Source organism: Microvirga vignae (assembly GCF_001017175.1).
Classification (GTDB): Bacteria; Pseudomonadota; Alphaproteobacteria; order Rhizobiales; family Beijerinckiaceae; genus Microvirga; species Microvirga vignae.
On record NZ_LCYG01000016.1, the window covers coordinates 160920 to 186449 of the forward strand.

The window sequence follows — 25530 nt, forward strand, 5'->3', positions numbered from 1 at the left end:
GGTCGGCCAGCGCATCGTGCGGACCTCCGGTTCCGCCCCAAACGATGCGCTCATGAGAGCGATGGAGCATCGGACCCAAAAGTGCAGATCCACTTTTCTCGTTCAATGCTCTAGTGCCAGTCTGCGCCTGACGGAGCCGTCTGGCCACGCCGGGGCTCGCGGCTCACTTCGACGGAAGAGGCCTGGGGCCGCACCTTTTCCGCCTGTGCGGCTTCCTGTGCCTCGGGGCTGTCGACGATGAGGCGCGCCCCGCGCTGGTAGGTCAGGTAGTTCCAGAACCAGCTGAACGCGACCACGGCCCGGTTGCGCAGTCCGATCAGGAAATAAATATGCGCGAAGCCCCAAAACAGCCAGCCGGGAAAGCCTTTGAGGTGAACATGATCGAGCCGCACCACCGCCGCCTTGCGCCCGATCGTGGCGAGGTCGCCCTGGTGCCGATAGCGGAACGCACCGGGCGGCGTCCTGTGCGAAGATCGCGCCGCAATCACCTCGGCCACATAGCGCCCCATCTGCTTGGCGGCAGGCGCAATGCCGGGCACCACCTTGCCGTCAGCATCCACCACCGCCGCAGTGTCCCCGATCGCGAAGATCTCCGGCCGGCCCGGCACTGTCAGATCGGGGCCGACCTTGACCCGCCCAGCCCGGTCCCGTTCGGCTCCGATCCACTCGGCCGCCGGGGACGCGACGACACCCGCAGCCCATACGATCGTGCCGGCCGTGATCCGTGTGTCCTCCAGGTCGACTCCCCGCTCGTCACATTCGACGACCCGGGCCGAAGTCCTGACCTCTACGCCCATCCGTTCCAGCGCCTGCCGCGCATAGTCTGACAGGTCGGCAGGAAAGGCGGGCAGGAGCCTGGGCCCGGCCTCAATGAGGATCACCCGAGCGGCGTGCGGATCAATCCGGCGGAACTCGGCCGGCAGGGCATGATGCGCCACTTCCGCAATGGCCCCGGCCATCTCGACGCCTGTAGGGCCGCCACCCACCACCACGAAGGTGAGAAGACGCTGCTGATCCGCCGCGTCCTCGATCAATTCCGCCTTCTCGAACGCCATCAGGATCCTGCGGCGGATGGCGGTCGCATCCTCGATCTGCTTCAGGCCTGGCGCAACAGAAGCCCATTCCGGATGGCCGAAATAGGAGTGCGTCGCGCCAGTGGCGAGGACAAGATAGTCGTAAGGAATGGTCACGGATCCGGCATGGACGAGCCGTGCGTCGACATCGACGCCCGTCATGTCTGCCATCAGGACAGTGGTGTTCGTCTGCCGCCTGAGAATGCCCCGGATCGGCCAAGCAATGTCCGCAGGCGACAGGGCAGCGGTGGCGACCTGGTAGAGCAGGGGCTGGAAGTAATGGAAGTTATGACGGTCGACGACGGTCACGTTGACCGGCGAGCCCGCCAGGGATTGTGCGACCGTCAACCCACCGAAACCAGCCCCGATGATCACGACTCTCGTCATGTCTGCGGCCATGGTGCTCTCGCTGTCGTTGCATGAGGGGCGGTACCCCGCATGAGGATTTCGCCTGGTGCCAATCAATGCCGATCGGGGATGTTCCCCAAGCGGAGCGCTTTTGCAGATATGATTACAAATGCACGATTTCCCTGGAGACTGAAAGCTTTAAGGCTGTCCGATCGAGATGAATGGGTGGTGCGATCGCTTTTTGCCTTCAACGGCTGACCTCTCTCCTGTCCAAGCCGTACTCTTCAGCGCTCCAGGATAGGCCTGATCTCCTGAAGGTTCTCGATGGTGTGCTCCAGGTGGCGGCGCAGCGCCTGCGAGGCTTCCTCGTTTTTCCCGCGCTCCAGCAGATCGAGGATCTGGAGGTGCTCTTCGCATTGCTGGCGATAGCGCTTGCGGTCGATCATCGAGCGGTATGACAGCAAACGGCGGACGCGGTTGATGCGCCGGACTGCCTCCAGGAAAAACGGATTGCCGGACGCCCCGATAATCGCTTCGTGGAACCGCACGCCGCGTTCATGCAACGCATCCGCACTGTCCGTTTCGATGGCGCCATACAGAAGTCGCAACTCCGCCTCGCGGCACCGCGCCGCCGTCTCGGGATCAAGGTGGTAACCGGGCTCCAGCAGGGCGGCAGGTTCAAGAGCCAGACGGACGCGGTAGGTTTGCTCCAGGCTCTCAGGCGTGGTGAGCATGGGCGAGAAGGACCAGCCATAGCCGGGGCGGCGCTCGGCCCAGCCTTCTTGGGCGATCCGACCCAGGACCGTGTTCAGTTGCGCCTTCGTGGTTCCATAGGTTTCCTTCAGATAAGCCTCGGAGGCGGGATCCGGCAGGCGACCGTGGAGATGATCCTCGGCGATCCTGAAATAGATGTCGGAGGTATCGTCCCTTGCGACGAGACCGAGTGTTTCCGGTGAGGTGTCTTTGGCTTCCGACACGAAGTAGCCGCGGTTGCGCTCATGGGTGAGAACGCCTTTCGTGGCGAGCAACTGCAGGGCCTGACCGATAGGAAAACGGGAGACGCTGAAGCGTTCGGCGAGTTCCTGCGCCGTGATGTGCGTTCCGATAGCCAGCCCTGACCCGCGAATATGCTCCAGGATCTGTGCGGCGAGCCCCTCGGTCATTTCCCGTTTGTTGCCGGGTGCGCGTTCACTGACTGAGACACTCATCGAAAAACCTGACCTCGCCCTTGGAAACGGCGCTCTTCTTTCATGCGATTCCTGTCAGGTATAGCATCGCAGTTCGAATTTCGCAGGGGCGTGGCCGGGAGATGGGTCGATCCATCTCCCGGCCGCTTGTCATCAGGATTTCACGAGTCCGACCGAGCGCAGGACATCGCCGACACGCACCTGCTCTTCCTTGAGGAAGGCCCCGAAGGGTTCGCCGGCAAGGTAGAAGTCCTCCCAGCCGCGCTGCTTCAGGATCTCGGCCCATTCCTTGGACTTGACCAGCTTGTCCATGGTGTCGGTCAGAGCCTTCTTCTGGTCGGCCGTGATGTCCGGGCCCGCCATGATGGCACGCCAGTTCACGACCTCGACATCCATGCCCTGCTCCTTGAGAGTCGGAACGTCGGCGTTTGCCAGGCGCTTGCCGGACGAGATCGCAAGCGCTCGCAGCTTGCCGGCCTTGATCTGGCTCTCGAACTCGCCGTAACCGGAGACGCCGGCCGTGACGCGGCCGCCGAGCATCGCTGCAAGGGCTTCGCCACCCCCCGAGAAGGCGATGTAGTTGACCTTCGACGGATCGGAGCCGGCCGCCTTGGCGAAGAGCGCCGCGAGGATGTGGTCAGCGCCGCCTGCGGAACCACCGGCCCAGGTGACCTTCGCCGGATCGGCCTTCACGGCATCAGCCAGCTCCTTGACTGATTTGATCGGCGAGTTGGCGGGCACGACGATCACGAGCGGGTCGCCGGTGAGACGCGCGATCGGGGTCACCTGATCGAGAGTGACCGGCGACTTGTTGGTGAGGATCGCGCCCACCATGGTGATGCCGTTGACCATGAGCTGGCTCGGGTCGCCCTTCGCCTGGTTGACGAACTGGGCCAGACCGACCATTCCGCCTGCGCCGGTGACATTGGTCACCTGAACGCTCTTGGCGAGACCCGTCTGCGTGAGCACCTGCTGAATAGAGCGGGCCGCCGAGTCCCAGCCGCCGCCCGGGCCAGCCGGGGCCATGATCTTGAGTTCCTGCTGCGCGAAGGCCGATGAGGCAACGAGCGTCAGAGCTGCAACGGCAACGCCGCGGATTGTCTTGGTGAAGTGGCTCACGATTTCCTCCCTTTAAGGTTGCGTGAGATGTTGAACGCAAAGTGGATGCTGCCGCTCAGCGTCTGATGGTCGGCGAGGCCTCTCGCCGATTACTGTCACCGTTGCCGGTGAACTCTGGTGCCGACGTCTCGCGGCTTGTGGCCTCCGCGTTGATGACGCGCTGCAGGATGAGGGGAATGATGCCGCCGCCGCCCAGAATCTCGACCTCGAGACCGGTCTCGATGGCGGCGGTGGCGATGAATGTTTCATTCGCTCCCGACGCGCGCCAGATCGTGACCGGCACAGGGACGCGCGGAATGATCCGACTGGGATCGGCTTCGATGAAGATCTGATCGCCAGGGCGCAGGTGCAGATTGTCAGGATGCCGATCTGCGGGAAGGCGCAGGGGCAGAATGCCCATGCCGATCAGGTTCGAGCGATGGATGCGCTCGAAGCTCGAGGCCAGCACTGCGCGTGTCCCGAGAAGCGCCACGCCTTTTGCGGCCCAATCCCGCGATGAGCCCATGCCGTAGCGCTCGCCTGCCACAACGACGACGGAGGCTCCTTCACGCGCGTAGCGTTCGGCGGTACGCCAAAGAGGCAGGTGCTCGCCCGATCCCACATGGAGCGTGAAGCCCGGTGCGATCTGCGGATCGAGCAGATTGCGGACGGACTTGTTGGTGAACAGACCTCGGACCATCGCCTCCCAATTGCCGCGCCGAGACGCAAAGACGTTGAGGTCACGACGGTTTTCACCACGCTCGACGAGATACTCGGCGGCTTCGCCGACCTGTGGAATCTGCCCCGCAGGTGAGATGTGATCGGTGGTGATGTCGTCGCCCAGCACGAGCAGCGGATGCGCCGCGTAAGTGCCGAGGAGCGTGCCCTTGCCGAAGCCCGCGAAGGGCGGGCGGCGGATATAGGTCGAGCCCGGATCCCAAGGGAAGAGATCGGTGGCAGGAGCATCGAGCACCCGCCATGTCTCGCTGGCCTCCGCTTTCTCATAGGAGACATCGTAATCGCCGGCATTCGTCGCCGCAGCGAGGGCCGCATCGATCTCATCGCCGCTCGGCCAGAGATCGGCGAGCCTGATCTCTTCGCCCGCCGCCGAGCGCCCGATCGGATCGACGAGGATGTTGCGGTTCACGTCGCCCGCCAACGCAAACGCAACCACGAGCGGAGGTGAGGCCAGAAAGCCCGCCTCGAGCTGCGGATGAACGCGTCCCGGGAAGTTGCGATTGCCGGACAGAACGGCGATGGGAAGAATGCCGCGTTCCGTCATGGCCTGCTCGATGATCGCAGGCAACGGACCCGAATTGCCGATGCAGGTGGTGCAGCCATAGCCGACGATGCCAAAGCCCACCGATTCGAGATCGTCCAGCAAACCGGCGCGGCGGAGATAAAGCTCGGCTGTCGGCGAGCCGGGCGCCAATGATGTCTTCACCCATCCGGGCGGCGTGAGGCCGAAACGGCGCGCTTTGCGGGCGACGAGCCCCGCGGCGACGAGAAGCCTCGGATCGGAGGTGTTGGTGCAGCTCGTGATGGCAGCGATGGCAACCGAACCATGGCCGGGGTCCTCGTCGGAAACCGGACGTCCGGCGAGCATGGGAGCGAGCGCTTCGATTGTTGCTCCGGCTGAAATGCGATCCTGCGGACGGCGTGGTCCTGCAAGGCTGACCTCGACCTCATCAAGATCGATCTCGATCGTATCGGTGTAGCGTGGGCAGGCCTTCGGATCGAACCAGAGCCCCTGCCGCTTGGCATATTCTTCCACGAAGCGGACATGCTCTGCAGAGCGGCCTGTCTCGTGTAAATAGCGCAGCGTCTGCTCATCGATGGGGAAGAAGCCGGAATTGGCGCCGAACTCCGGCGTCATGTTGGCGATGACGGCGCGGTCGCCTGCGGAGAGTGTCGAAACGCCCTCGCCATAAAACTCGACGAAGCGATCTGCCAGATCGATGCGCCGGAGCCGCTCCGTGACCGTCAATGCCAGATCGGTCGCGAGCACGCCCTGCTTCAGGCGTCCGTTCAGGCGGACGCCGATGATGTCCGGCACGCGAATCATCACAGGCATGCCGAAGAAAACGCTTTCCGCCTCGAGCCCGCCGACGCCCCAACCGAGCACGCCGATGCCGTTGATCATCGGCGTGTGGCTGTCCGTGCCGATCAACGTATCTGGCATGGCCCATGACACGCCATCCGACACGCTATCGCGCCGGGACGTGGTCACGACACTTGCCAGCCGCTCAAGATTGAGCGTGTGCATGATGCCTGTGCCGGGCGGATGGACGCGAACGCCCGTGAGAGCACGTGTGGCCCATTTCATGAAGCGGTAGCGTTCGGCATTGCGCCCGAATTCGCGCTCCATGTTGCGCAGGAGCGCATCGGAGGTGCCGAACACGTCGACGGCGACGGAATGGTCCGTGGAGACATCCACGGGCAGGACGGGATTGAGCAGGCTCGGATCGTGCCCTGCTTCCGCGAGGGATGCGCGCATTCCGGCAATATCCACCAGAGCCGGCCCGCAGGTGGTGTCGTGCATCAGAACACGGCCGGGCAGGAAGGGGATCTCCTCTTCGCTGCGTCCGCTCTCCAGCCAATTCAGGATCGCATGCTTGGCCCTGGAGGCATCGTCCCCCGCGGTGCGCAGGACATTCTCAAGCATGATCCGCAGGATATGCGGCAGTCGCTGAAGGCTGTCTCCAGCTGCCTCGGGAAGATCGACGATACAATGCTGCCGCCCGTCGATGACAATGGTTGCTGCAGCCGCTCGCAGTTCCGTTTCATGGGTCATGGCCTTTTATTGCATAATGGTTCAAATAAATGCAAACTGTTTTGCATTTTTAGCGATCAATATGCCAAACCAGAAAAGCTAACCACCCCTGCTCAGCTCGATACTGGTCCAGAGTGGCGGTACAATCGCTTCCGCGGATAAGCGCTAAGCCGTTGATTTGTCTAAACTTCTAATCGGGTCGGCCCAACCCTCTCCTGCGCATTGTCCCATTCTTCTGGGTCTGATCCGCAAAAGAGATCCAGGTCAGCCAGAATTTCGGAGCTGCCAGTATGGTGCACGCGGGTGTACACATGGTCCTTTCCATGACGCGGCCCTGGAGGCATTCCCACAACCAGAGTCGGCTGAGTGCGGAAAGGTATAGATCACAGCCCCGATGGTCACTTCTGGTCCTCAGTCCCCTCGCGCAACACCACGCACGATCAAGGTCAGGCACGGTGGTTCCCTGGTGCTGCTTCGCAACGGCAGGCAGCTCTTTGCCATGGTCCGTTCCTATCTCTGGTCAGCCATGGCGGTTGGCCTTGCGGCAGGTATTGGGCTTGCGCTGACGTCTCTGGTTCGCCTGCCCAACGTCTCGATGGTCTTTCTCCTGGCGGTCCTGTTCTCGGCGGCCCGCTTCGGAATATGGCCTGCCCTCGTCTCATCGGGATTGTCGTTTCTCGCCTACAACTTCTTCTTCATCGAGCCGCTTCATACGTTTTCCGTCACTGAGCCCCACGAACTGCTCGCCCTTCTGGTGCTGTTGGTCGCCGCGGTTCTGACCTCGACAATTGCCGGCCAGGCCAGGGAACAGGCGAGACGGGCAGCCGAGCGGGATTTGGCTTCCCAGCGCCTATACAAGTTCGCCCGGCGCCTCTCGGCGCTCGCCGATCCGCGATCCGTTGTCGATCATGCGGCCATCCAGGCTCACGGCGACCTGCATCATCCCTGTGTGATCCTGCTCTCCGAGAGAGGATCGCTCGAGATCGCGGCAGCTTGGCCGCCCGAAGACAGCCTCGATCCGGAAGCGCGATCGGCCGCGCAAATCGCACTTGCGAAGGGCGAGGCGACTGGTTCGGGGACAGCGCATTGTGAGACCGTGCCATGGCTCTTTCTGCCGCTCCGGGCACCGGAGGGCGCTATCGGCGTGATTGGCGTCGCCCAACCAGGTAACGCCTCCCTGGATCCCGAGACGCGGACTTTGTTCGAAACGGTTGCCGAGCTGACGGCAACGGCTCTGGAGCGGGCTCGTCTCGGCCAAGAGATCTCCGCGGCACGGACAGCCGCCGAGGCTGAGCGGGTCCGCAACACTCTGCTGGCATCGATCAGTCACGACTTCCGTACGCCTCTGGCGTCCATCCTGGGGGCGGCAACCAGCTTGATCGAATATGGCGCCCGACTGCCGGAGCAGGCCCGTCGTGATTTGCTGGTCCAGGTGAAGGATGAGGCCGAGCACCTCGATGGCATGGTCCGCAATCTTCTCGCGATGACTCGCGTGGAAGCAGGGGCGCTCGAGCTCAACCGGGACTGGGTGGATCTTCAGGAGCTGTCCGACAGAGCTGTGGTCGTGGCCAAGCGGCGGGGCGCCTTACAGGCCTTCGATGTCCGCGTCGAGAAGGGGCTTCCGTTCGTCTTTGCCGATCCCATTCTGTTGGATCAGGTTCTGGCCAACGTGGTCGGCAATGCCATCCAGCATGCCGGCTCTGCCGACCGGATCATCCTTGAGGCCAAGCGCGAAGACCATGAGGTCGTCCTTTCCGTAACCGATAGCGGACCTGGAATTGCATCAGAGGTTTTGCCACGTATCTTTGAAAAGTTCGCGCGGGCGTCGCGGTCAAGCGGCGATGCCGGAGAGGGAACAGGGCTCGGCCTGGCGATCGTCAAAGGAATCGTCGAGGCTCATCAGGGCACTGTCGCGGCCTCCAGCCCTGTTGCAGATGGCCATGGGAGCCGAATAGAAATCAGGCTACCGCTTCCGAAGGAAGACACATGACCCATCCAGCTCGCGTCCTTGTCATCGACGATGAGCCGGCCATCCACCGGTTTCTCACGCCAGCCTTGCTGGCCAACGATTATGCAGTGCTCAAAGCCGAGAAGGGCAGCGATGCTCTCCGGCAGATTGCGGCAGATGCACCCGACATCGTCGTTCTCGATCTTGGCCTCCCGGACATGGACGGCAAGGATCTCATCACACGGGTGCGTGAATGGTCCGACGTGCCGATCATCGTTCTCTCTGCACGGGATCGGGAGGCTGAGAAGATTGCCGCTCTCGATTGCGGCGCGGACGATTTCGTCAACAAGCCATTCGGCGTCGGCGAGCTGATGGCCCGCCTGCGCACCGCATTGCGCCATCGTATGCAGCGTCGGGGCGAGACGCCGGTCGTGAGCGTCGGGGGCCTGGAAATCGATGTCCCGCGCCGGCGAGTGACCTGGCAGAGAAGCGAGGTGAGCCTCAGCCCGAAAGAGTTCGATCTTCTCGCGTTCCTGGCGCGCCATGCGGGCAAGGTCGTGACCCACCGTCAGATCCTGACTGCCGTCTGGGGACCGGCCCATGAGCATGACACTCAATATCTGCGCGTTTATGTCGGCCAGCTCAGGCAGAAGATCGAGCCGAACCCGTCAGATCCCTGCTTTATCCTAACGGAACCCGGCATCGGCTACCGCCTTCTCGACATGACCTGAGTGGCGACAGGTCTGCCGTCTTTATATCGTCTTTATACTGGGCCTCTCACTTCCATATCGCATTTTTATGCGAGCCGGATCATGTCTCTGCCCAACGGGTCAGGGCTGGTCAGTCGCGTCCGCAGGAACGGATGAACCGGCACCCATCCTGATCCACTTGGGACAGCCGGAATGTGGCTTCAGCGAAATCAGGTACGGGATCTCCGCGCTCTCTTGCTGCGGATCGAGGCGGCGTCCGAACCGACGAGCCGGATTGTGGACGAGATTCTTCATCGTGCCTGCCCTCGACTGAAGGGTGCGCCTCAGCCTCACAGCCTCGTGCAGCGTCTGATCGAAGTGGAGGCCTGGGTCGACCTGGGCTTCTGGCTGATCGGATGGGAGCTGCCGGATTGGATGATCCATCGGCTTTCATGCGATGACAGACGTTGGAACTGCGCGATTTGTGTGCGCGGTCTGGCGATTAACTGGGTCGAGGATATGGCTGAATTTCAGCACGACAATCCGGCTCTGGCGATTTTCGGCGCTCTCGTCCAAGCCCAGATCCAAAAGATGCAGGGACATGCTCCTAGCAACGTCACCCCGTTCAGACGGATGGAAGGCGACGGAATAAGTCTTCTGAAAAGGTAGAGAGATAGATGACCGTAGCGGCTTCCAGCGAGCCCCGTTCCACGGAACCGGCAGTTCAGACCCGACCTCATGGTTCCAGCTTTTGGATGCTGACCCTCGGGACGCTCGGCGTCGTCTATGGCGACATCGGCACGAGCCCTCTCTACGCGCTCAAGGAGTCGCTCTCCGCTGCTGCTGCGGGTGGAATCGTCACGCGCGAGATGGTGTTCGGCATCGTGTCTCTCATCTTATGGGCGCTGATCTTCATCGTCACAATCAAATACGTGCTGTTCATCCTGCGCGCCGACAACAATGGCGAAGGCGGTACGCTCACGCTCATGGCGTTGGCTCAGAAGGCCATGGGGCACAATGTGCTCCTGATCACCTTGCTGGGCATGGGTGGCGCCGCCTTGTTCTACGGCGATGCCATCATCACGCCGGCGATCTCCGTGCTCTCCGCCGTTGAAGGCCTCACGGTCGCGAGCCCAGCCTTCAAGCATTACATCCTGCCGCTCAGCCTGGCGATCATGGTCGGCCTGTTCGCAGTGCAGAGCCATGGCACGGCCCGCGTTGCGGCCTGGTTCGGACCGATCACGGCGGTCTGGTTCATTCTCATGGCTCTGGGCGGGCTTATTCATATCACAGACGATCCGAGCATTCTCGCCGCGATCAGCCCGACCCATGGCATAGCGTTTCTGACCACCCACGGTACGGCAGGCCTGTTCGCTCTCGGTGCGGTCTTTCTCGCCGTAACCGGCGCTGAAGCGCTCTATGCCGATATGGGCCATTTCGGGCGGCGGCCGATCCAGACGGCGTGGATGGGGCTCGTTCTGCCATGCCTCGCCTTGAACTATGTCGGCCAGGGCGCGCTGCTTCTCGATGATCCGACCAAGATCGAGAACCCCTTCTTCCTGCTTTATCCCGAATGGGCGCTGCTCCCGATGATCGGCATGGCAACGATTGCCACCATCATCGCGAGCCAGGCGGTCATCACGGGTGCCTTCTCCATTACGCAACAGGCGATCCAGCTCGGACTTTTGCCGCGCATGGAGATCCGCTGGACATCCGAGACCGAGAAGGGGCAGATCTACGTGGCCAAGGTGAACTACCTGCTGCTGCTCGCAGTGGTCTTCCTGGTAATCACCTTCAAGAGTTCCAGCGCCTTGGCGCACGCTTACGGCATTGCCGTCACGGGCACGATGGTGGTGACTGCCATCATGGCTTTCTTCGTGGTCCGGCGATTCTGGAAATGGCCGCTTTGGCTTGCCGTCGTCGTCACCGCGCCGTTTCTGCTGGTCGATACGATCTTCTTGGCGGCCAATGCGCTCAAGATCCCAGAAGGCGGCTGGATGCCTCTGTTCGTGGGCGGGCTGCTCGTCATGCTCATGATGACGTGGCGTGGCGGCGCCCGCATTCTGTCCGAGAAAACCCGGAAAGCCGATGTTCCTCTGCTTGAACTCATCGGCATGCTGCAAAAAAGCCAACCCTATCAGGTCAAGGGAACCGCTGTGTTCATGACGAGCGATCCGGAAACAGCGCCTGCTGCACTTCTGCACAATCTCAAGCACAACAAGGTGCTGCATGAGCAGAACGTGATCCTGACGGTCAGGACCGAAGATGCGCCACGCATTTCCGACGAGGAGCGTGTGCGAATCGCACACCTCGGCGGCTCGTTCTGGCGCGCGAGCATGACCTTTGGCTACATGGAGTCGCCAAACATTCCGCGAGGCCTAGCCTTGCTTCGGAAACAGGGGTTCAAGTTTGACATTATGACAACATCGTTCTTTGTCTCGCGCCGCTCGATCCGGCCTTCGGTCCATGGCGGCATGCCCTACTGGCAGGACAAACTGTTCATCAGCCTTGCCAAGTCGGCGAGCGACGCCACCGACTTCTTCCAGATTCCAACAGGGCGCGTGGTGGAAGTTGGAACGCAGGTCTCTGTCTGAACCAAGGGCGATCTTCAGGGGCAACAGACGGGATCTTCTTTAACGGGTCTGATAGTCCGGCACGACGAGCGCAATTGCTCTACTGCCTCACGTAACCCGGATACCGAGCGCTGATCTCGCCCACATGGGAGAGGGTGCCGGAGAGGTGGTCGCGCAGATGCTGCTGCGCCTCGTCGGGTTTGCCGTCGGCGATGGCCTGCACGATCAACTTATGATGCCGCACGATGCCTTCTATCTTGCCGGGCGTCGGCAGGTAGAGGCGCCGAAGTCGGTCGATGTGCCCGCTGCGGCTGCGCACGAGCAGCCAGAGATCATGCATCTGGGCGGCTTCATAAAGGTGCCGGTGAAAGTCCTGATCCGCGGCCTCGAAAGCCTGCAGGTCGTTGGCCTCCATCAGGGCCTGCTGCTGTGCGACGATACCCTTGAGCCGCGCGACCAGCCTTGTGTCGGGGTTCAAGGCCAAGCTGCGGACGATCTCAAGCTCCAGGGAGCGTCGCAGGAAGTGGGCCTGCTGAGCGAGCGTGAGGTCGATGGGGCTGACCACTGTCGCATGTTGCGGAAAGACGTCCACAAGGCCTTCCTCCTCGAGCCGCATCAGGGCGTCGCGAATGGGCGTGGAGCTGACCCCGAACTGCGCGGCAAGCGTCGTCCGGGACAGGGTGGTGCCCGGCGTCAGCTCCAAGGACAGGATCGCCTCCCTCAAGCGCTCGAAAACCTGAGGAGCCGCCTGACGGCCACGCTCCAGGCGCTCCGGGGTTTGGAGAGGAACTTGATGTTTCAATGCTGATTTTGACAGCGACATTCTGAACAACCCGACTTGTCCGTTGAGTTTCTATAGCATACTTGCGAGCCGTGCACTAATGCATTAGTGTATGAGTTGCCGGAACGGAAGTGCCGGATCATCCCGAAGCCCCCATGAAGAGGGGCCACCCTGAGGAAATACCATGAAGAAGCAGATGAGGCGCCTTGGCGCCGGTATTGCGGCTGCCGTTGGATTGCTTGCTCTCGCAGGCACCGCCCAGGCTCAGCAAAAGACCGAAATCTCCATCACCCGTCAGCCCGGCATTCTCTATTTGCCGACGCATATCATTGAAAAGCAGCAGCTGATCGAGAAGCATGCGGCAAAACTCGGGTTGCCGGAACTCAAGACCAAATGGGTAACCTTCAGCGGCGGTGGTGCGCAGACCGATGCGCTTCTGTCCGGCGGCGTCGACATGGTGAATACCGGCGTCGGCAACCTGCTCCTCCTGTGGGATCGCACCAAAGGCGGCGTGAAGGGAATCGTGGCGACATCCGCGCAGCCGCTGGCCCTCGTGACGCACGATCCCAAGATCAAGTCGCTCAAGGATTTCGCCCCTGGCGACAAGATCGCGGTGCCGACCGTGAAGGTCTCGACCCAGGCCATTCTGCTGCAGATGGCGAGCGCAAAGGAGTTCGGTGAGGATCAGTGGTCGAAGCTCGATGCCAATACGGTGCAGCTCGGTCATCCCGATGCCGTCGTGGCCATGACGAACCCGCAGCACGAGGTCAAGAACCACTTCGCCGCGCCGCCTTTCCAGTACATCGAGATGAAGACGGTGCCGAATGCGCGCATCATCCTGCAATCGCCCGATATCATCGGCGGGCCGCTGACCCAGGGCCAGTTCTTCACCACCACCAAGTTTGCCGAGGCCAATCCGAAAGTGATCGAGGCGGTTCGCGCCGCGTCGAAGGAGGCGCAGGATTTCATCCGCACAAACACCAAGGAAGCCGTCGATATCTACAAGGAGATCACCGGCGACAAGACGAGCCCCGAGGATCTGCTCGCCTGGCTCAAGGAGCCAGGCATGATGGAGTGGAATCTTCAGCCGCAGGGCACGATGAAGTTCGCCGAGCACCTCCACAAGATCGGCACGCTCAAGACGAAGCCCTCGTCCTGGAAGGATTTCTACCTGCCGATCGCGCATGATCTGAACGGCAACTGATTGAGCCCGTGCGCCCCGAGACAGCACGGGGCGCACCACCACCATTTCATTTCAGGTCTTCATTCATGTCCGCTCTTCTCGATGTCAGTGGCGTGACGCTGCGCTACAAAACGCCCAGCGTTCTCGTGACGGCGACCGACAGGGTCAGCTTCCAGGTCAATCAATCGGACCGCTTCGTTCTGCTGGGACCCTCCGGCTGCGGCAAGTCCACGCTTCTCAAGGCCGTCGGCGGCTATTTGCACCCGAGTGAAGGCAAGATCCGCATCAAGGGCCGCGAGGTCACGGAGCCCGGGGCGGACCGGATGATGGTGTTTCAGGAATTCGACCAGCTTCTGCCGTGGAAGACGGTGCTGGAGAACGTGATGTTCCCGCTTCTCGTGGCGCGCAAGCTGCCGCGCAAGGAGGCGGAGGACAGGGCAAAGGCCTATATCGAGAAAGTCAATCTCACCCGCGCCATCAACTCCTATCCGCACACCCTCTCGGGCGGCATGAAGCAGCGCGTGGCGATTGCCCGCGGCATGGCGATGGAGCCGGACATCCTGCTGATGGACGAGCCGTTCGCGGCGCTCGACGCCCTCACCCGCCGCACCTGTCAGGATGAGCTTTTGCAATTGTGGGAAGACACGAAATTCACCGTGCTCTTCGTCACCCACTCGATTGCGGAAGCGATCAAGATCGGCAACCGCATCCTGCTTCTCTCGCCCCATCCCGGCCGCGTGAAGGCCGAGGTCAACGACGTGGACCGCGTCTCGCCGACCGATGGCAGCGCGGGCCAGCTCGAGAAACACATCCACGAACTCCTCTTCGCGGAAGAAGGCGCACATTAGGGATGACGCTCATGAGCAACGCACAGATCGTGATGCGCGCCGAGACTACGCCGGCGCAGGCCTCGACGAGCGAGGTGGAGCGCAAGCTCAGCACCCTGGAGCTCGCCTGGGGCAACGGCTTCGTCCGCAAGACGGCGATCATCATTTTTCTCGGGATCGTCTGGGAAATCTACGGACGCTATCTTGACAACCCGCTTCTCTTCCCGACTCTTCTCGACACCCTGTCCACCATGGTCGACCGGGTTGCGGACGGCACGATTCCGCTGCGTGCCTGGACGTCGCTGAAGGTTCTGCTGATGGGCTACGCCTCCGGCGTTACCATCGCGTCGGTTCTGACGATCCTTGCCATCAACACGCGCATCGGCACGGACTTCCTCGAGACGATGACGGCAATGTTCAACCCGCTGCCGGCCATCGCGCTTCTGCCGCTCGCGCTGATCTGGTTCGGCCTCGGCAACGGCAGCCTCGTCTTCGTTCTCATCCACTCCGTTCTCTGGGCCGTGGCGCTCAACACCCATTCGGGCTTCCTCGGCGTGTCGCAGACCTTGCGCATGGTGGGGCGCAACTACGGACTGAAAGGTCTGTCCTACGTGTTCAAGATCTTGGTGCCGGCGGCCTTCCCGTCGATCCTCACCGGATTGAAGATCGGCTGGGCCTTTGCCTGGCGTACCCTGATTGCAGCGGAGCTCGTCTTCGGCGTGTCATCAGGGCAGGGCGGTCTTGGCTGGTTCATCTTCGAGAACCGCAACCTGCTCGACATTCCGTCCGTCTTCGCTGGGTTGCTCACCGTCATCATCATCGGTCTTGTCGTCGAGAACCTGATCTTCAGGACGATCGAGCGCAAGACCATCAGGAAATGGGGACTCCAGAGCTGAGCTATCGCTCGGCTCCGTCACCCCTCGCGATCTATTGAACAGGTATCCATCCATGTCGCCCAAGAAGACACCTGATGCGCTGCGTAGCGCACGCTGGTTCGCGCCCGACGATCTGCGCGGCTTCGGCCACCGCTCCCGCATGATGCAGATGGGCTACGCCCCCGAGGATTGGGCCGGACGCCCCGTCATCGCCATCCTCAACACCTGGTCCGACATCAATCCCTGCCACGCCCATTTCAAGCAGCGTGTCGATGACGTGAAGCGCGGCGTGCTGCAGGCCGGCGGCTTTCCCATCGAGCTGCCCGGCAGCTCTCTGGCAGAGCAATATGTGAAGCCGACCACCATGCTCTACCGCAACCTGCTCGCCATGGATGTGGAGGAGCTGCTGCGTTCCCATCCCGTGGACGGCGTGGTGCTCATGGGCGGCTGCGACAAGACCACGCCCGCCCTGCTGCTCGGCGCCACGAGCGCAGGACTGCCTGCCATCTATCTGCCTGCCGGTCCGATGCTGCGCGGCAATTGGAAGGGCAAGATCCTCGGCTCCGGTTCCGATGCCTGGAAATATTGGGACGAGCGTCGCGCCGGTACGATCTCCGATTCCGACTGGCTCAACATGGAAGCAGGCATCGCGCGAAGCTACGGAACCTGCATGACCATGGGCACCGCCAGCACGATGATGGCGATCGCAGAAGCCATCGGCATGACGCTGCCGGGCGCTTCCTCCATTCCGGCCGCGGATGCCAACCATATCCGCATGAGCGCAGAGTGCGGTCGCCGCATCGTCGAAATGGTGTGGGAGGATCTGACGCCCGAAAAGGTGCAGACCCGTGAAGCGTTCTTGAACGGCATCGCGGTTGCGATGGCCATGGGCTGCTCCACCAATGCCATCATCCACCTCATCGCGCAGGCGCGTCGCGCGGGGCAGGATATCGGGCTCGGTGATTTCGAGGCCGCAAGCCGCAAGGTCCCCGTCATCGCCAATATCCGCCCGAGCGGCGACAAGTACCTGATGGAGGATTTCTTCTATGCGGGTGGCCTGCCCGCACTGATGACCCGCATCAGGGATCACCTCCATCTCGACGTTCTCACCGTGAATGGCCAGACATTAGGCGAGAACATCTCGCGGGCAGAGGTCTACAATGACGATGTCATCCGGACCGTCGACAACCCGATCTATGCCGAGGGCGCGCTTGCGGTGCTGAAAGGTAATCTCGCGCCCGACGGCTGCGTGATCAAGCCGAGCGCCTGCGATCCGCGCTTCCTGAAGCATACGGGTCCGGCGTTGGTGTTCGACGATTACCCGTCCATGAAAGCCGCCATCGAGGACGAGAATCTGGACGTCACGGCCGATCACGTCCTCATCCTCCGCAATGCCGGCCCCCAGGGCGGACCGGGCATGCCGGAATGGGGCATGCTGCCGATCCCCAAGAAGCTCGTGAAGCAGGGCGTGCGCGACATGGTGCGTCTGTCGGATGCGCGCATGAGCGGAACGAGCTATGGCGCGTGCATCCTGCATGTGTCGCCGGAGGCCTATGTGGGCGGACCTTTGGCCCTGGTGCGGAACGGCGACATGATCTCGCTCGATGTCGCCGCGCGTACGATCAATCTCGATGTACCTGTCGAGGAACTGGAGCGCCGCCGCACTGCCTGGGTGAGGCCTGAACCCCGCTACGAGCGCGGCTATGGCTGGATGTTCACGCGCCATATCAAGCAGGCCCATGAGGGCTGCGACTTCGACTTCCTGGAAACGAGCTTCGGCGCGCCCGTGGGCGAGCCCGCCATCTTCTGACGATTGGAGACAACCATCATGGCACTTCACCCCGAAACCCGCGAGAAGCTCAAAACCGTCAGCACCGCGACGCTCTGCACGGCTCTCTACAAGCGCGGCCTGCGCAACCAGTTCATCCAGGATGTGCGACCGCTCAACCCGAGCCTCGGCAACATGGTGGGCGAGGCCTTCACCCTGCGCTACATCCCGGCGCGCGAGGATCTGAACCCGATCAGCGTGTTTCAGGATCGCGCTCACCCGCAACGCAAAGCGGTCGAGGAATGCCCTCCCGGCGCGGTCATGGTGATCGACAGCCGCAAGGATGCGCGCGCGGCATCCGCCGGCGGCATCCTGGTTTCGCGTCTCATGAAACGCGGCGTGGCGGGCGTCGTGACGGATGGCGGCTTCCGTGACTCGCCGGAGATCGCACGTCTCGACATCCCGGCCTATCACAACCGTCCTTCGGCTCCCACCAATCTCACGCATCATCAGGCGCTCGACATCAATGTGCCGATCGGCTGCGGCGACGTGCCGGTCTGGCCTGGGGACATGGTGGTCGGCGACGGCGAGGGCGTGGTGGTGATCCCGGCGCATCTGGCTGACGAGATCGCGAACGAAGCCGTCGAGATGACGGCGTTCGAGGATTTCGTTCAGGAAGAAGTGCTGAAAGGCCGCTCGATCCTCGGCCTCTATCCCGCCACGGACCCGCAGACGCTCACCGATTTCGCCGCATGGCGCGAAGCCAACCGGCGCTGATTGGCGTCTCTCACTTCATCATTCCAGGGACACGCGAGCATGGCGTCTTCAGCCGTCAAGGTCTTCTACAACAGCCTCGGCACGCCCGAGATCTACGCGTTGATGCAACGACTGAAATCCCCGTCCCTGGAGCTGGTGCTCCTGGAGAAGGACGACGACGAGGAGCGGGTCGCCAAGGTCCGGGACTGCGAAGCGATCATTGCGGCCGCAACGCCGCTGACGCGCAGAACCATCGAGGCTGCTCCCCGATTGCGCTTCGTCCAGCACCAAGGCGTCGGTTATCACGACACGGTCGATGTGCCGGCACTGATTGAGCGCGGCGTCCGCCTCGCGGTCAGTACGGCCGGCACCATTGGCGTTGCCGAGCATGCCGTGATGCTTGCCCTTGCGGCGGCAAGGCGGCTGACATTCGCCGATCCGGAACTGCGGCGCGGGCAATGGCATGCCAACAGCCTGCGCCCGGTCTCCATCGAGCTTGCCGGCAAAACGGTGGGATATGTCGGCATGGGCCGCATCGGTCAGGCCGCGGCCGAGCGTTTCAGAGGGTTCCAGACCCGAGGGCTCTATTCCGATCCGAATGTGCGCCTGCCGCCGGAGCGCGAAGCCGCGCTGGGGCTCGAACCGGCATCCTTGGAGCGCATCTTGCGCGAGGCCGATATTGTCACCCTTCATCTGCCGCTGACCTCGGAAACCCGCAACCTCATCGGACGGGACGAACTCGCCCTGATGAAGCCGAACTCCATTCTCATCAACACCGCACGCGGCGGAATCGTGAATGAGGCGGCTCTCGTGGAGGCCTTGAAGGCGGGCCGACCCGGCGCCGCCGGTGTCGACGTATTCGAAATGGAACCGATGCCGGCCGATCACCCGCTCGCCACGCTGCCAAACACGGTTCTGACGCCTCACATCGCGGCAGGAACCTGGGACTCGTTCGTGGGCAAGATGGATTCCGTTTTGTCCAACATCGAAGCCTTCTTCGATGGAAGACCGTTACAGAACGAGATCGTGCTTCGATCCACATAGATTGTCGATGTGCTTTCTTCAGGTTGAAAGGCACGATCCTCTACGGAGCGTTATCTTCCGGCATTCGATCCCACAGCATCGGACGAAAAAAGTGGATTTGCACTTTTGCGATCGATCCGATGCTTTCTCCTTAGATGAGAGCATCGTTGATTGCGGAAAACCGGATCCACTCTTCCGCACGATGCTCTAGCCGCGTTCTCCCAAGAACAAATTCCCCGGGGAACATAGGAACGTTTGGTCGAGCGAGACGTTGAACTCCGCCGTCTTGCTAGCCAGAAGACCAAAATGCCGCCAGAAACCCTGGAGACTGGTCAAAGAAAGCGGGAAGCGCTGACCTTTCTCATCCTTGCCGTTCTGATATGGCCCTTCATCGCCGTCGGCGTCGTCGCCGGCTGGGGCTTCATTGTCTGGATGTATTACCTGTTCACAGGCCCTCCGGGACCGGTCTGAAGGTGGCAGGCGATGACCGACGTGCCCGATCTTCAGCGCCGTCATTTCCTGCTGGGCCGGTTCGCGGAGACGTCGCAACCGGCTGAGCCTCCTGTTGCTGTCATCACCCAATCCTGTTTTGCTCATCGCGGCGTCGCCTGCATGAGCTGCCGCGATGTCTGTCCGACGGGAGCCGTCCGTTTCGCGCTGGCTCTTGGTGGGGCCCGTCCCCGGATCAACACGGATCGTTGCACCGGCTGCGGGGTCTGTGCCCAGGCCTGCCCGGCAGAGGCCATTCGTCTGGCGCCCTTGGAGGCAGCCTCATGAGCGAGTGCCATATCTCCAGCCTTGTGGTCCACAGCCTCCCCGACAGGATTCCCGCCATCGTCGAGCATCTCGGCCGCATTCAGGGCGCCGAGGTTCATGGCGGGCAGGAGGCGGGCAAGCTCATCGTCACCCTTGAGACCGAGACGGAAGGGCAGATCGTCGAGCGCCTCAACGCGATCCAGCTTCTCGACGGTGTCCTCGCCGCCACCCTTGTCTTTCATCACTTCGAGCCAGTGCAAGAGCGGGAATAACGCCATGGATCTCACGCGTCGCACCCTCCTGAAAACCCAGGCCGCTGCAGCGGCGGCGGCGGCAGCCGGCGTTTCCCTGCCCGCGGACGCTCAGAACATTCCGACCGGCGAGGAAATCCAGCTTCAATGGTCGAAGGCACCCTGCCGCTTCTGCGGCACCGGCTGCGGGGTAATGGTGGCCGTCAAGGATGGCCGCGTCGTCGCGACCCACGGCGACATGCAGGCGGAGGTCAATCGCGGCCTCAATTGCGTGAAGGGCTATTTCCTGTCCAAGATCATGTACGGCACCGACCGGCTCACGCAGCCGCTCATGCGCATGAAGAACGGGCAATTCGACAAAGACGGCGAGTTCCAGCCGGTCTCGTGGGATCAGGCCTTCGACGAGATGGCCCGCCAGTTCAAGCGCGTGCTGAAGGAGAAGGGACCCGAGGCCGTGGGCATGTTCGGCTCGGGCCAGTGGACGATCTGGGAAGGCTATGCGGCCTCCAAGCTGATGCGCGCAGGCTTTCGCACCAACAACCTCGATCCGAACGCCCGCCACTGCATGGCCTCGGCGGCCGTCACCTTCATCCGCACTTTCGGCATGGACGAGCCGATGGGCTGCTACGACGATTTCGAGCACGCCGACGCCTTCGTGCTCTGGGGCCCGAACATGGCCGAGATGCACCCGATCCTGTGGACCCGGGTGACCGACCGCCGCCTGAGTCAACCGCACGTGAAGATTGTGACGCTGTCAACGTACGAGCACCGTACGACGGACCTGTCCGACATGGCTTTGATCTTCAAGCCGAACTCGGACCTCGCGATCATGAACTACATCGCGAACTACCTCATCCAGAACAATGCGGTGAACCGCGAGTTCGTGGAGAAGCACTGCAACTTCCGGCTGGCGAATACCGATATCGGCTACGGATTGCGGTCTGATCACGTGCTGGAGCAGCGGGCGCAGCACGCCAACGATGCCCAGGTGTCGCACGCGGCGAGCTTCGAGGACTATGCCAAGCTCATGAGCCAGTACACGGTCGAGAAGGCCTCCGAACTCTCGGGCGTGCCGGCGGAGCGGCTGGAGGCCCTGGCGCGCCTCTATGCCGATCCGAAGACCAAGGTGATGTCGCTCTGGACCATGGGCTTCAACCAGCATGTCCGCGGCGTCTGGGCCAACCATATGGTCTACAATCTGCATCTGCTGACCGGAAAGATCTCGGAGCCCGGCAATTCCCCCTTCTCGCTCACCGGACAGCCCTCGGCCTGCGGCACGGCACGTGAGGTCGGCACTTTCAGCCACCGCCTGCCGGCCGACATGCAGGTCAACAATCCCGAGCACCGCAAGCATGCTGAGGAGATCTGGAAGCTTCCGCACGGATTACTGCCGGAGAAAGTCGGCTATCACGCCGTGCAGCAGGACCGCATGCTGAAGGACGGCAAGCTCAACGCCTACTGGATCATGTGCAACAACAACCTCCAGACGGCGCCGAACACCAACAACGAGACCTATCCGGGCTATCGGAACCCGGCGAACTTCGTGGTCGTCTCGGATGCCTATCCGACCGTGACCGCCATGGCGGCCGACCTGATCCTGCCTGCGGCCATGTGGGTGGAGAAGGAAGGCGCTTACGGCAATGCGGAGCGGCGCACGCATTTCTGGCATCAGCTCGTCAACGCGCCGGGAGACGCCCGTTCCGATCTCTGGCAGCTGATGGAGTTCTCCAAGCGCTTCACCACCGACGAGGTCTGGCCGAAGGAGATCCTCGATGCCGACCCCGGCTACAGAGGCAAGACCCTCTACGATGTGCTCTATGCCAATGGTGAGGTGAACAAGTTCCCGCTGTCCGAAATCGATCCGGCCTATGAGAACCGGGAGGCGAAGGCCTTCGGTTTCTACGTTCAGAAAGGCTTGTTCGAGGAATATGCGAGCTTCGGCCGCGGCCATGGGCACGATCTGGCGCCGTTCGAAACCTATCACCAGGTCCGCGGGCTGCGCTGGCCGGTGGTAAACGGGCAGGAAACGCGCTGGCGCTATCGGGAAGGCCACGACCCCTACGTCGAGAAGGGCAGCGGGCTGCAGTTCTATGGCAATCCCGACAAGAAGGCCAACGTCATCGGCGCGCCCTACGAACCGCCGGCAGAGGCTCCGGATGGGGAGTATGATCTGTGGCTCGTCACAGGCCGCGTGCTGGAGCACTGGCATTCAGGCTCCATGACGCTGCGCGTGCCCGAACTCTACAGGGCTTTTCCGGGCGCCATCCTGTTCATGCATCCTGACGACGCCGCCAAGCGTAACTTGCGGCGGGGGCAGGAGGTTCGTCTCGTGTCCCGGCGCGGCGAGATCCGCACACGCGTCGAAACGCGAGGTCGCAACAGAATGCCTCCCGGCGTGGTCTTCGTGCCGTTCTTCGATGCGAGCCAACTCATCAACAAGGTCACTCTCGACGCGACCGATCCGATCTCGAAGCAGACCGATTTCAAGAAATGCGCCGTCAAGGTCGTGGCAGCCAACGTGGCGGATGCAGGGAGCACTCAGCAATGAAGCACGGTGCCTTTGCTTTTCTCCTGAGTGTCGTGCCTTGCCTAACAGCGGGTGTGCTTTTTGCCCAGGATGCGCCGCGTCTGCGGGGGCCGGAGCCCTTTACGAAGGAGGTTCCGGCACCGCCCATGCAGCGCCAGGTCACCGATGACGTCCGGGTGATGCGAAACTATCCGGACCAGCCTCCCGTGATCCCGCATTCCATCGAAGGCTACGCGGTCGATCTCAATGCCAACAAGTGCATGTCGTGCCACGCCCGCAAGTTCACGGAGCAGAGCCAGGCTCCGATGATCAGCGTGACGCATTATCAGGATCGTGCCGGAAATACGCTCGGCGGCCTGGCACCGCGCCGCTATGTCTGCGTGTCCTGCCATGTGCCGCAGACGACGGCCACTCCCCTCGTGGAGAACAGGTTTACGGACATGGACGCTCTCACCGAGCCGGAGCGCCAGCCTGAACGGAGGCGTCGTTGATGGCTGCGGGAATTTCACGAGCCTGGGGGTGGTTTCGAGCCAATCGGTGGGTCAAGACGGCCCTGAGCCCGCCGGGCTACTTGAGCCTCGCTTTTCTGACGCTCGGAGGCTTCGTGGCGGGCGTGATCTTCTGGGGTGCGTTCAATACTGCTCTCGAAGCAACGAACACGGAACAGTTCTGCACCAGCTGTCACGAGATGGAGGCGAATGTCTTCGAAGAGCTGAAGGGCACGATCCATTTCACGAACAGATCGGGCGTCCGGGCCACCTGTCCGGATTGCCACGTACCGCATGAATGGACCAACAAGATCGCTCGCAAGATGCAGGCGTCGAAAGAAGTCTGGGGCCATATCTTCGGCTCCATCGACACGCGCGAAAAATTCCTCGCTCTGCGCAAGCACCTCGCGGAGCGGGAATGGGCGCGCATGAAGGCGAACGACTCGCTTGAGTGCCGCAACTGCCACAGCGATGAATCCATGGATCTGACAAAGCAGAATCCGCGTGCGGCTTCGGCGCACGAGCGCTTCCTGTTTACGGGACAGAGAACCTGCATCGATTGCCACAAGGGCATCGCACACCGCCTGCCCGACATGTCAGGCGTACCGGGTTGGGAGTGAGCTCATGCATCGCTTGAAACGGCCGACGGTTGCAGGCCTCCTGGCCATTGCCCTTCTCGGCATCGACCCGGTTCCGCCGGCACAGGCGCAAGGGACGTCACCACCTCCTGTCCAGGCCCGCACCGTCGCACCGGAGGAGTTCCTGCGCCTCGCCTACAGTTCTGCGAGCCTGCAGGCTCAGGCCGCCAAATTGGCCGCGTCCCGTGAGACGAGGCCCGAGGTCAAGGCTTTCGCCACGGCTGCACTCGACTTTCGGACACAACAGCTGCAGCGGATCGAAGTCTTTGCCCGCGAGCGCAGCCTGCCGCTTCCCACGACCAAGGAGTTCGAGCACCAGGTGATCATCGAGAACCTCGAGCCCCTTGATTATCTGGCCTTGAGCCGACGTTATGCGGAGATGCAGGTTCAAGCCCTTCAGCAGGAACTCACCATCTATCAGGCTGCGAGTCAGAGCAACAACCAGGAGATCAAGGCTTTCGCTTCGCAAGCTCTGCCGGAGCTTGAGCAGCAGCGCGCGGGAGCCCAGAAAATGTACGAGACGATCCGGCCTTGACGAGCATCCTCGACTGGACCTTCGCTCTCCAGGTCGACAAAGCAACCCGCGCCCGCACCGATGTTCAGAATGCGGTCTCCGTCAGGATGAGAATGCTGCCGATGAGGACCAGGGCGAAGGCTGGCCAATGCGTCTTGAAGCTGAATGCTTTCGGGCTCTGTCTTGGCTCCAGACTCGCCTTCGCCCCGGTCCTCCCGCCTGGTTTTGCGTCGCTCAATTGTCCTCGCCAAAGAGCTTGAGCGGCTCCGTAGAGCACACCGGCGATGATGAGCAATGCGCCGATCCAGGTGAGGAGAAAGCCCGATTCCATGGAATTCTCCCTGCTCTAATCTCCTACAAGGCTCACTGACCGGGTGCGAAGAACGAGAGGCGTGAGAAAAGCGTGTAGTCCGCTTCGAGCATCATGATGGCGACGAAGACCAGAACGGCGCTCATTGGCACCAGGATGGCATAGACGAGCGACAGACGCTCCCACGCCATGTGCATGAACACGGCGACGATGAGCCCCGCTTTGAGCAGCATGAACAGGAGGATGAGGGAATATCGAAGGAAACCCTCGAGCTGGAAGTAATCGACCAGGTACGAGCATGTGCTCAGGATGAACAGCCACACCCAGACCACGAGGTAGAGCTTGATCGGATGCTGCTGCCCGTGGGCGTGGTGGGTGGAGGAATGTGCTGCTGCCTGTGCCATGACCGGCCTCTTACCAGAGATAGAAAAAGGCGAAGATGAAGACCCACACCAGATCGACGAAGTGCCAGTAGAGACCCATGATCTCGACGGCCTCGTAATTGCCCTTCCGGCTGGTGAAGAAGCCCTTTCGCTCGTGATCGAAGTCGCCACGCCAGACCTTTCTGGCGATGATGAGAAGGAAGATCACGCCGAAGGTCACGTGCGTGCCGTGAAAGCCCGTAATCATGAAGAAGGTGGAGCCGAACTGAGCCGCGCCCCACGGATTGGTCCAGGGCCGCACGCCCTCATGAATCAGCTTGGTCCACTCGAAAGCCTGCATGCCCACGAAGGTGGCGCCCAGGAGCGCCGTCAGAAGCATCAGGGCTGCGGTCTTCCTGCGGTCGCGACGGTAGGCGCAATTCACCGCCATCGCCATGGTCCCGCTGCTGCTGATGAGCACGAAGGTCATGATGGCGATCAGGATCAGCGGCAGCGTCGCGCCGCCGATGGTGAGCGCAAAGACCTCGCTGGCATTGGGCCACGGCACCGTCGTGGACATCCTCGCTGTCATGTAGGCGATGAGGAAGCTGCTAAAGACGAAGGTGTCGCTCAGCAGGAAGATCCACATCATCGCCTTGCCCCAGGACACGTTCTTGAACGCGCTCCTGTCGGAGGAAAAATCGGTCGCGATGCTGCGCAGGCCGGAGCTGTGAGTGTGGGTTGTTTCGAAGTTGGAAAATGTGTGCTCCGCCATGACCAGA

At 62.0% G+C, this 25530-nt stretch carries 26 protein-coding genes; 17 read left to right on the plus strand and 9 right to left on the minus strand.

Translation table 11 applies throughout. From position 1 onward, the window contains the following. Positions 1 to 110: 110 nt before the first annotated feature. The 4 genes from AA309_RS05640 to acnA form a co-directional block, all read right to left on the minus strand. The gene (locus AA309_RS05640) at positions 111 to 1472 is read right to left on the minus strand and encodes an NAD(P)/FAD-dependent oxidoreductase (RefSeq protein WP_047188003.1); all 1362 of its coding nucleotides are present in this window, start codon (positions 1470 to 1472) and stop codon (positions 111 to 113) included. 233 nt (positions 1473 to 1705) lie between these two features. Further along, on the minus strand, positions 1706 to 2629 hold the full coding sequence (locus AA309_RS05645) for a GntR family transcriptional regulator (RefSeq protein ID WP_200901948.1): 924 nt from the start codon (positions 2627 to 2629) through the stop codon (positions 1706 to 1708). A 132-nt stretch (positions 2630 to 2761) separates the two neighbouring features. Then, positions 2762 to 3727, minus strand: a complete 966-nt coding sequence (locus AA309_RS05650) for a Bug family tripartite tricarboxylate transporter substrate binding protein (RefSeq protein WP_047188005.1) — start codon at positions 3725 to 3727, stop codon at positions 2762 to 2764. A gap of 55 nt (positions 3728 to 3782) precedes the next feature. Further along, entirely contained in the window at positions 3783 to 6500 is a 2718-nt protein-coding gene (gene acnA, locus AA309_RS05655) for an aconitate hydratase AcnA (RefSeq protein ID WP_047188006.1), read from the minus strand. 445 nt (positions 6501 to 6945) lie between these two features. Between acnA and AA309_RS05660 the strand changes: the two genes are divergently transcribed. Both AA309_RS05660 and AA309_RS05665 read left to right on the plus strand, forming a co-directional pair. After that, positions 6946 to 8469 carry a DUF4118 domain-containing protein gene (locus tag AA309_RS05660; RefSeq protein WP_052954495.1) on the plus strand — a complete coding sequence of 508 codons (1524 nt, stop codon included), beginning with the start codon at positions 6946 to 6948 and terminating at the stop codon, positions 8467 to 8469. Continuing rightward, positions 8466 to 9158, plus strand: coding sequence for a response regulator (locus AA309_RS05665; RefSeq protein ID WP_047188007.1), 693 nt, complete (start codon positions 8466 to 8468; stop codon positions 9156 to 9158). The genes AA309_RS05660 and AA309_RS05665 overlap by 4 nt, the downstream gene beginning before the upstream one ends. Positions 9159 to 9257: 99 nt before the next feature. Here the strand turns inward: AA309_RS05665 and AA309_RS35065 are convergent, their stop codons facing one another. After that, entirely contained in the window at positions 9258 to 9431 is a 174-nt protein-coding gene (locus AA309_RS35065; protein ID WP_160310407.1) for a hypothetical protein, read from the minus strand. A 45-nt stretch (positions 9432 to 9476) separates the two neighbouring features. Between AA309_RS35065 and AA309_RS05670 the strand changes: the two genes are divergently transcribed. Together AA309_RS05670 and AA309_RS05675 are read left to right on the plus strand one after the other, a co-directional pair. Next, positions 9477 to 9785 carry a hypothetical protein gene (locus tag AA309_RS05670; protein WP_150117401.1) on the plus strand — a complete coding sequence of 103 codons (309 nt, stop codon included), beginning with the start codon at positions 9477 to 9479 and terminating at the stop codon, positions 9783 to 9785. Positions 9786 to 9793: 8 nt separating this feature from the next. After that, on the plus strand, positions 9794 to 11710 hold the full coding sequence (locus tag AA309_RS05675) for a potassium transporter Kup (RefSeq protein WP_047188009.1): 1917 nt from the start codon (positions 9794 to 9796) through the stop codon (positions 11708 to 11710). 79 nt (positions 11711 to 11789) lie between these two features. Here AA309_RS05675 and AA309_RS05680 read toward each other — a convergent pair whose 3' ends face one another. Further along, complete coding sequence (locus AA309_RS05680; protein WP_047188010.1) at positions 11790 to 12512, minus strand: GntR family transcriptional regulator; 723 nt, start codon at positions 12510 to 12512, stop codon at positions 11790 to 11792. A 154-nt stretch (positions 12513 to 12666) separates the two neighbouring features. On the opposite strand from AA309_RS05680, the gene AA309_RS05685 reads away from it, so the two are divergent. The 13 genes from AA309_RS05685 (at position 12667) to AA309_RS31715 (ending at position 24097) form a co-directional block, all read left to right on the plus strand. Further along, a complete protein-coding gene (locus AA309_RS05685) occupies positions 12667 to 13674 on the plus strand; it encodes an ABC transporter substrate-binding protein (protein WP_047188199.1) in 1008 nt (335 codons plus the stop codon). A 65-nt stretch (positions 13675 to 13739) separates the two neighbouring features. Further along, positions 13740 to 14501 (plus strand): ABC transporter ATP-binding protein, encoded by a 762-nt coding sequence (locus AA309_RS05690; RefSeq protein WP_047188011.1) that lies wholly within the window; start codon positions 13740 to 13742, stop codon positions 14499 to 14501. Between the two features lie 11 nt (positions 14502 to 14512). After that, complete coding sequence (locus tag AA309_RS05695; RefSeq protein ID WP_047188200.1) at positions 14513 to 15376, plus strand: ABC transporter permease; 864 nt, start codon at positions 14513 to 14515, stop codon at positions 15374 to 15376. A gap of 52 nt (positions 15377 to 15428) precedes the next feature. After that, positions 15429 to 17165 carry an L-arabinonate dehydratase gene (gene araD / locus AA309_RS05700; RefSeq protein WP_047188012.1) on the plus strand — a complete coding sequence of 579 codons (1737 nt, stop codon included), beginning with the start codon at positions 15429 to 15431 and terminating at the stop codon, positions 17163 to 17165. An 18-nt stretch (positions 17166 to 17183) separates the two neighbouring features. Further along, the gene (locus AA309_RS05705; protein WP_047188013.1) at positions 17184 to 17900 is read left to right on the plus strand and encodes a ribonuclease activity regulator RraA; all 717 of its coding nucleotides are present in this window, start codon (positions 17184 to 17186) and stop codon (positions 17898 to 17900) included. Positions 17901 to 17939: 39 nt separating this feature from the next. After that, positions 17940 to 18923 carry a 2-hydroxyacid dehydrogenase gene (locus AA309_RS05710; RefSeq protein ID WP_052954496.1) on the plus strand — a complete coding sequence of 328 codons (984 nt, stop codon included), beginning with the start codon at positions 17940 to 17942 and terminating at the stop codon, positions 18921 to 18923. A gap of 285 nt (positions 18924 to 19208) precedes the next feature. Continuing rightward, positions 19209 to 19373, plus strand: coding sequence for a periplasmic nitrate reductase, NapE protein (locus AA309_RS05715; RefSeq protein ID WP_047188014.1), 165 nt, complete (start codon positions 19209 to 19211; stop codon positions 19371 to 19373). A 12-nt stretch (positions 19374 to 19385) separates the two neighbouring features. Further along, the gene (locus AA309_RS05720) at positions 19386 to 19679 is read left to right on the plus strand and encodes a 4Fe-4S binding protein (RefSeq protein ID WP_047188015.1); all 294 of its coding nucleotides are present in this window, start codon (positions 19386 to 19388) and stop codon (positions 19677 to 19679) included. Next, on the plus strand, positions 19676 to 19930 hold the full coding sequence (locus AA309_RS05725; protein WP_047188016.1) for a chaperone NapD: 255 nt from the start codon (positions 19676 to 19678) through the stop codon (positions 19928 to 19930). Before AA309_RS05720 ends, AA309_RS05725 begins: the two co-directional genes overlap by 4 nt. A gap of 4 nt (positions 19931 to 19934) precedes the next feature. After that, positions 19935 to 22457 (plus strand): periplasmic nitrate reductase subunit alpha, encoded by a 2523-nt coding sequence (gene napA / locus AA309_RS05730; protein WP_047188017.1) that lies wholly within the window; start codon positions 19935 to 19937, stop codon positions 22455 to 22457. Continuing rightward, positions 22454 to 22927, plus strand: a complete 474-nt coding sequence (locus tag AA309_RS05735; protein WP_047188018.1) for a nitrate reductase cytochrome c-type subunit — start codon at positions 22454 to 22456, stop codon at positions 22925 to 22927. Before napA ends, AA309_RS05735 begins: the two co-directional genes overlap by 4 nt. Then, on the plus strand, positions 22927 to 23544 hold the full coding sequence (locus AA309_RS05740; protein ID WP_084730889.1) for a NapC/NirT family cytochrome c: 618 nt from the start codon (positions 22927 to 22929) through the stop codon (positions 23542 to 23544). Before AA309_RS05735 ends, AA309_RS05740 begins: the two co-directional genes overlap by 1 nt. Before the next feature lie 4 nt (positions 23545 to 23548). Next, positions 23549 to 24097 (plus strand): DUF4142 domain-containing protein, encoded by a 549-nt coding sequence (locus AA309_RS31715; RefSeq protein WP_052954497.1) that lies wholly within the window; start codon positions 23549 to 23551, stop codon positions 24095 to 24097. A gap of 64 nt (positions 24098 to 24161) precedes the next feature. Here the strand turns inward: AA309_RS31715 and AA309_RS05750 are convergent, their stop codons facing one another. From AA309_RS05750 to AA309_RS05760, 3 genes are read right to left on the minus strand one after another with little or no spacing between them, the layout of a single operon-like run. Continuing rightward, the gene (locus AA309_RS05750; RefSeq protein ID WP_047188019.1) at positions 24162 to 24407 is read right to left on the minus strand and encodes a hypothetical protein; all 246 of its coding nucleotides are present in this window, start codon (positions 24405 to 24407) and stop codon (positions 24162 to 24164) included. 32 nt (positions 24408 to 24439) lie between these two features. Beyond that, on the minus strand, positions 24440 to 24790 hold the full coding sequence (locus tag AA309_RS05755) for a cytochrome C oxidase subunit IV family protein (protein WP_047188020.1): 351 nt from the start codon (positions 24788 to 24790) through the stop codon (positions 24440 to 24442). Between the two features lie 10 nt (positions 24791 to 24800). After that, entirely contained in the window at positions 24801 to 25523 is a 723-nt protein-coding gene (locus AA309_RS05760) for a heme-copper oxidase subunit III family protein (protein WP_047188021.1), read from the minus strand. Positions 25524 to 25530: the final 7 nt, after the last annotated feature.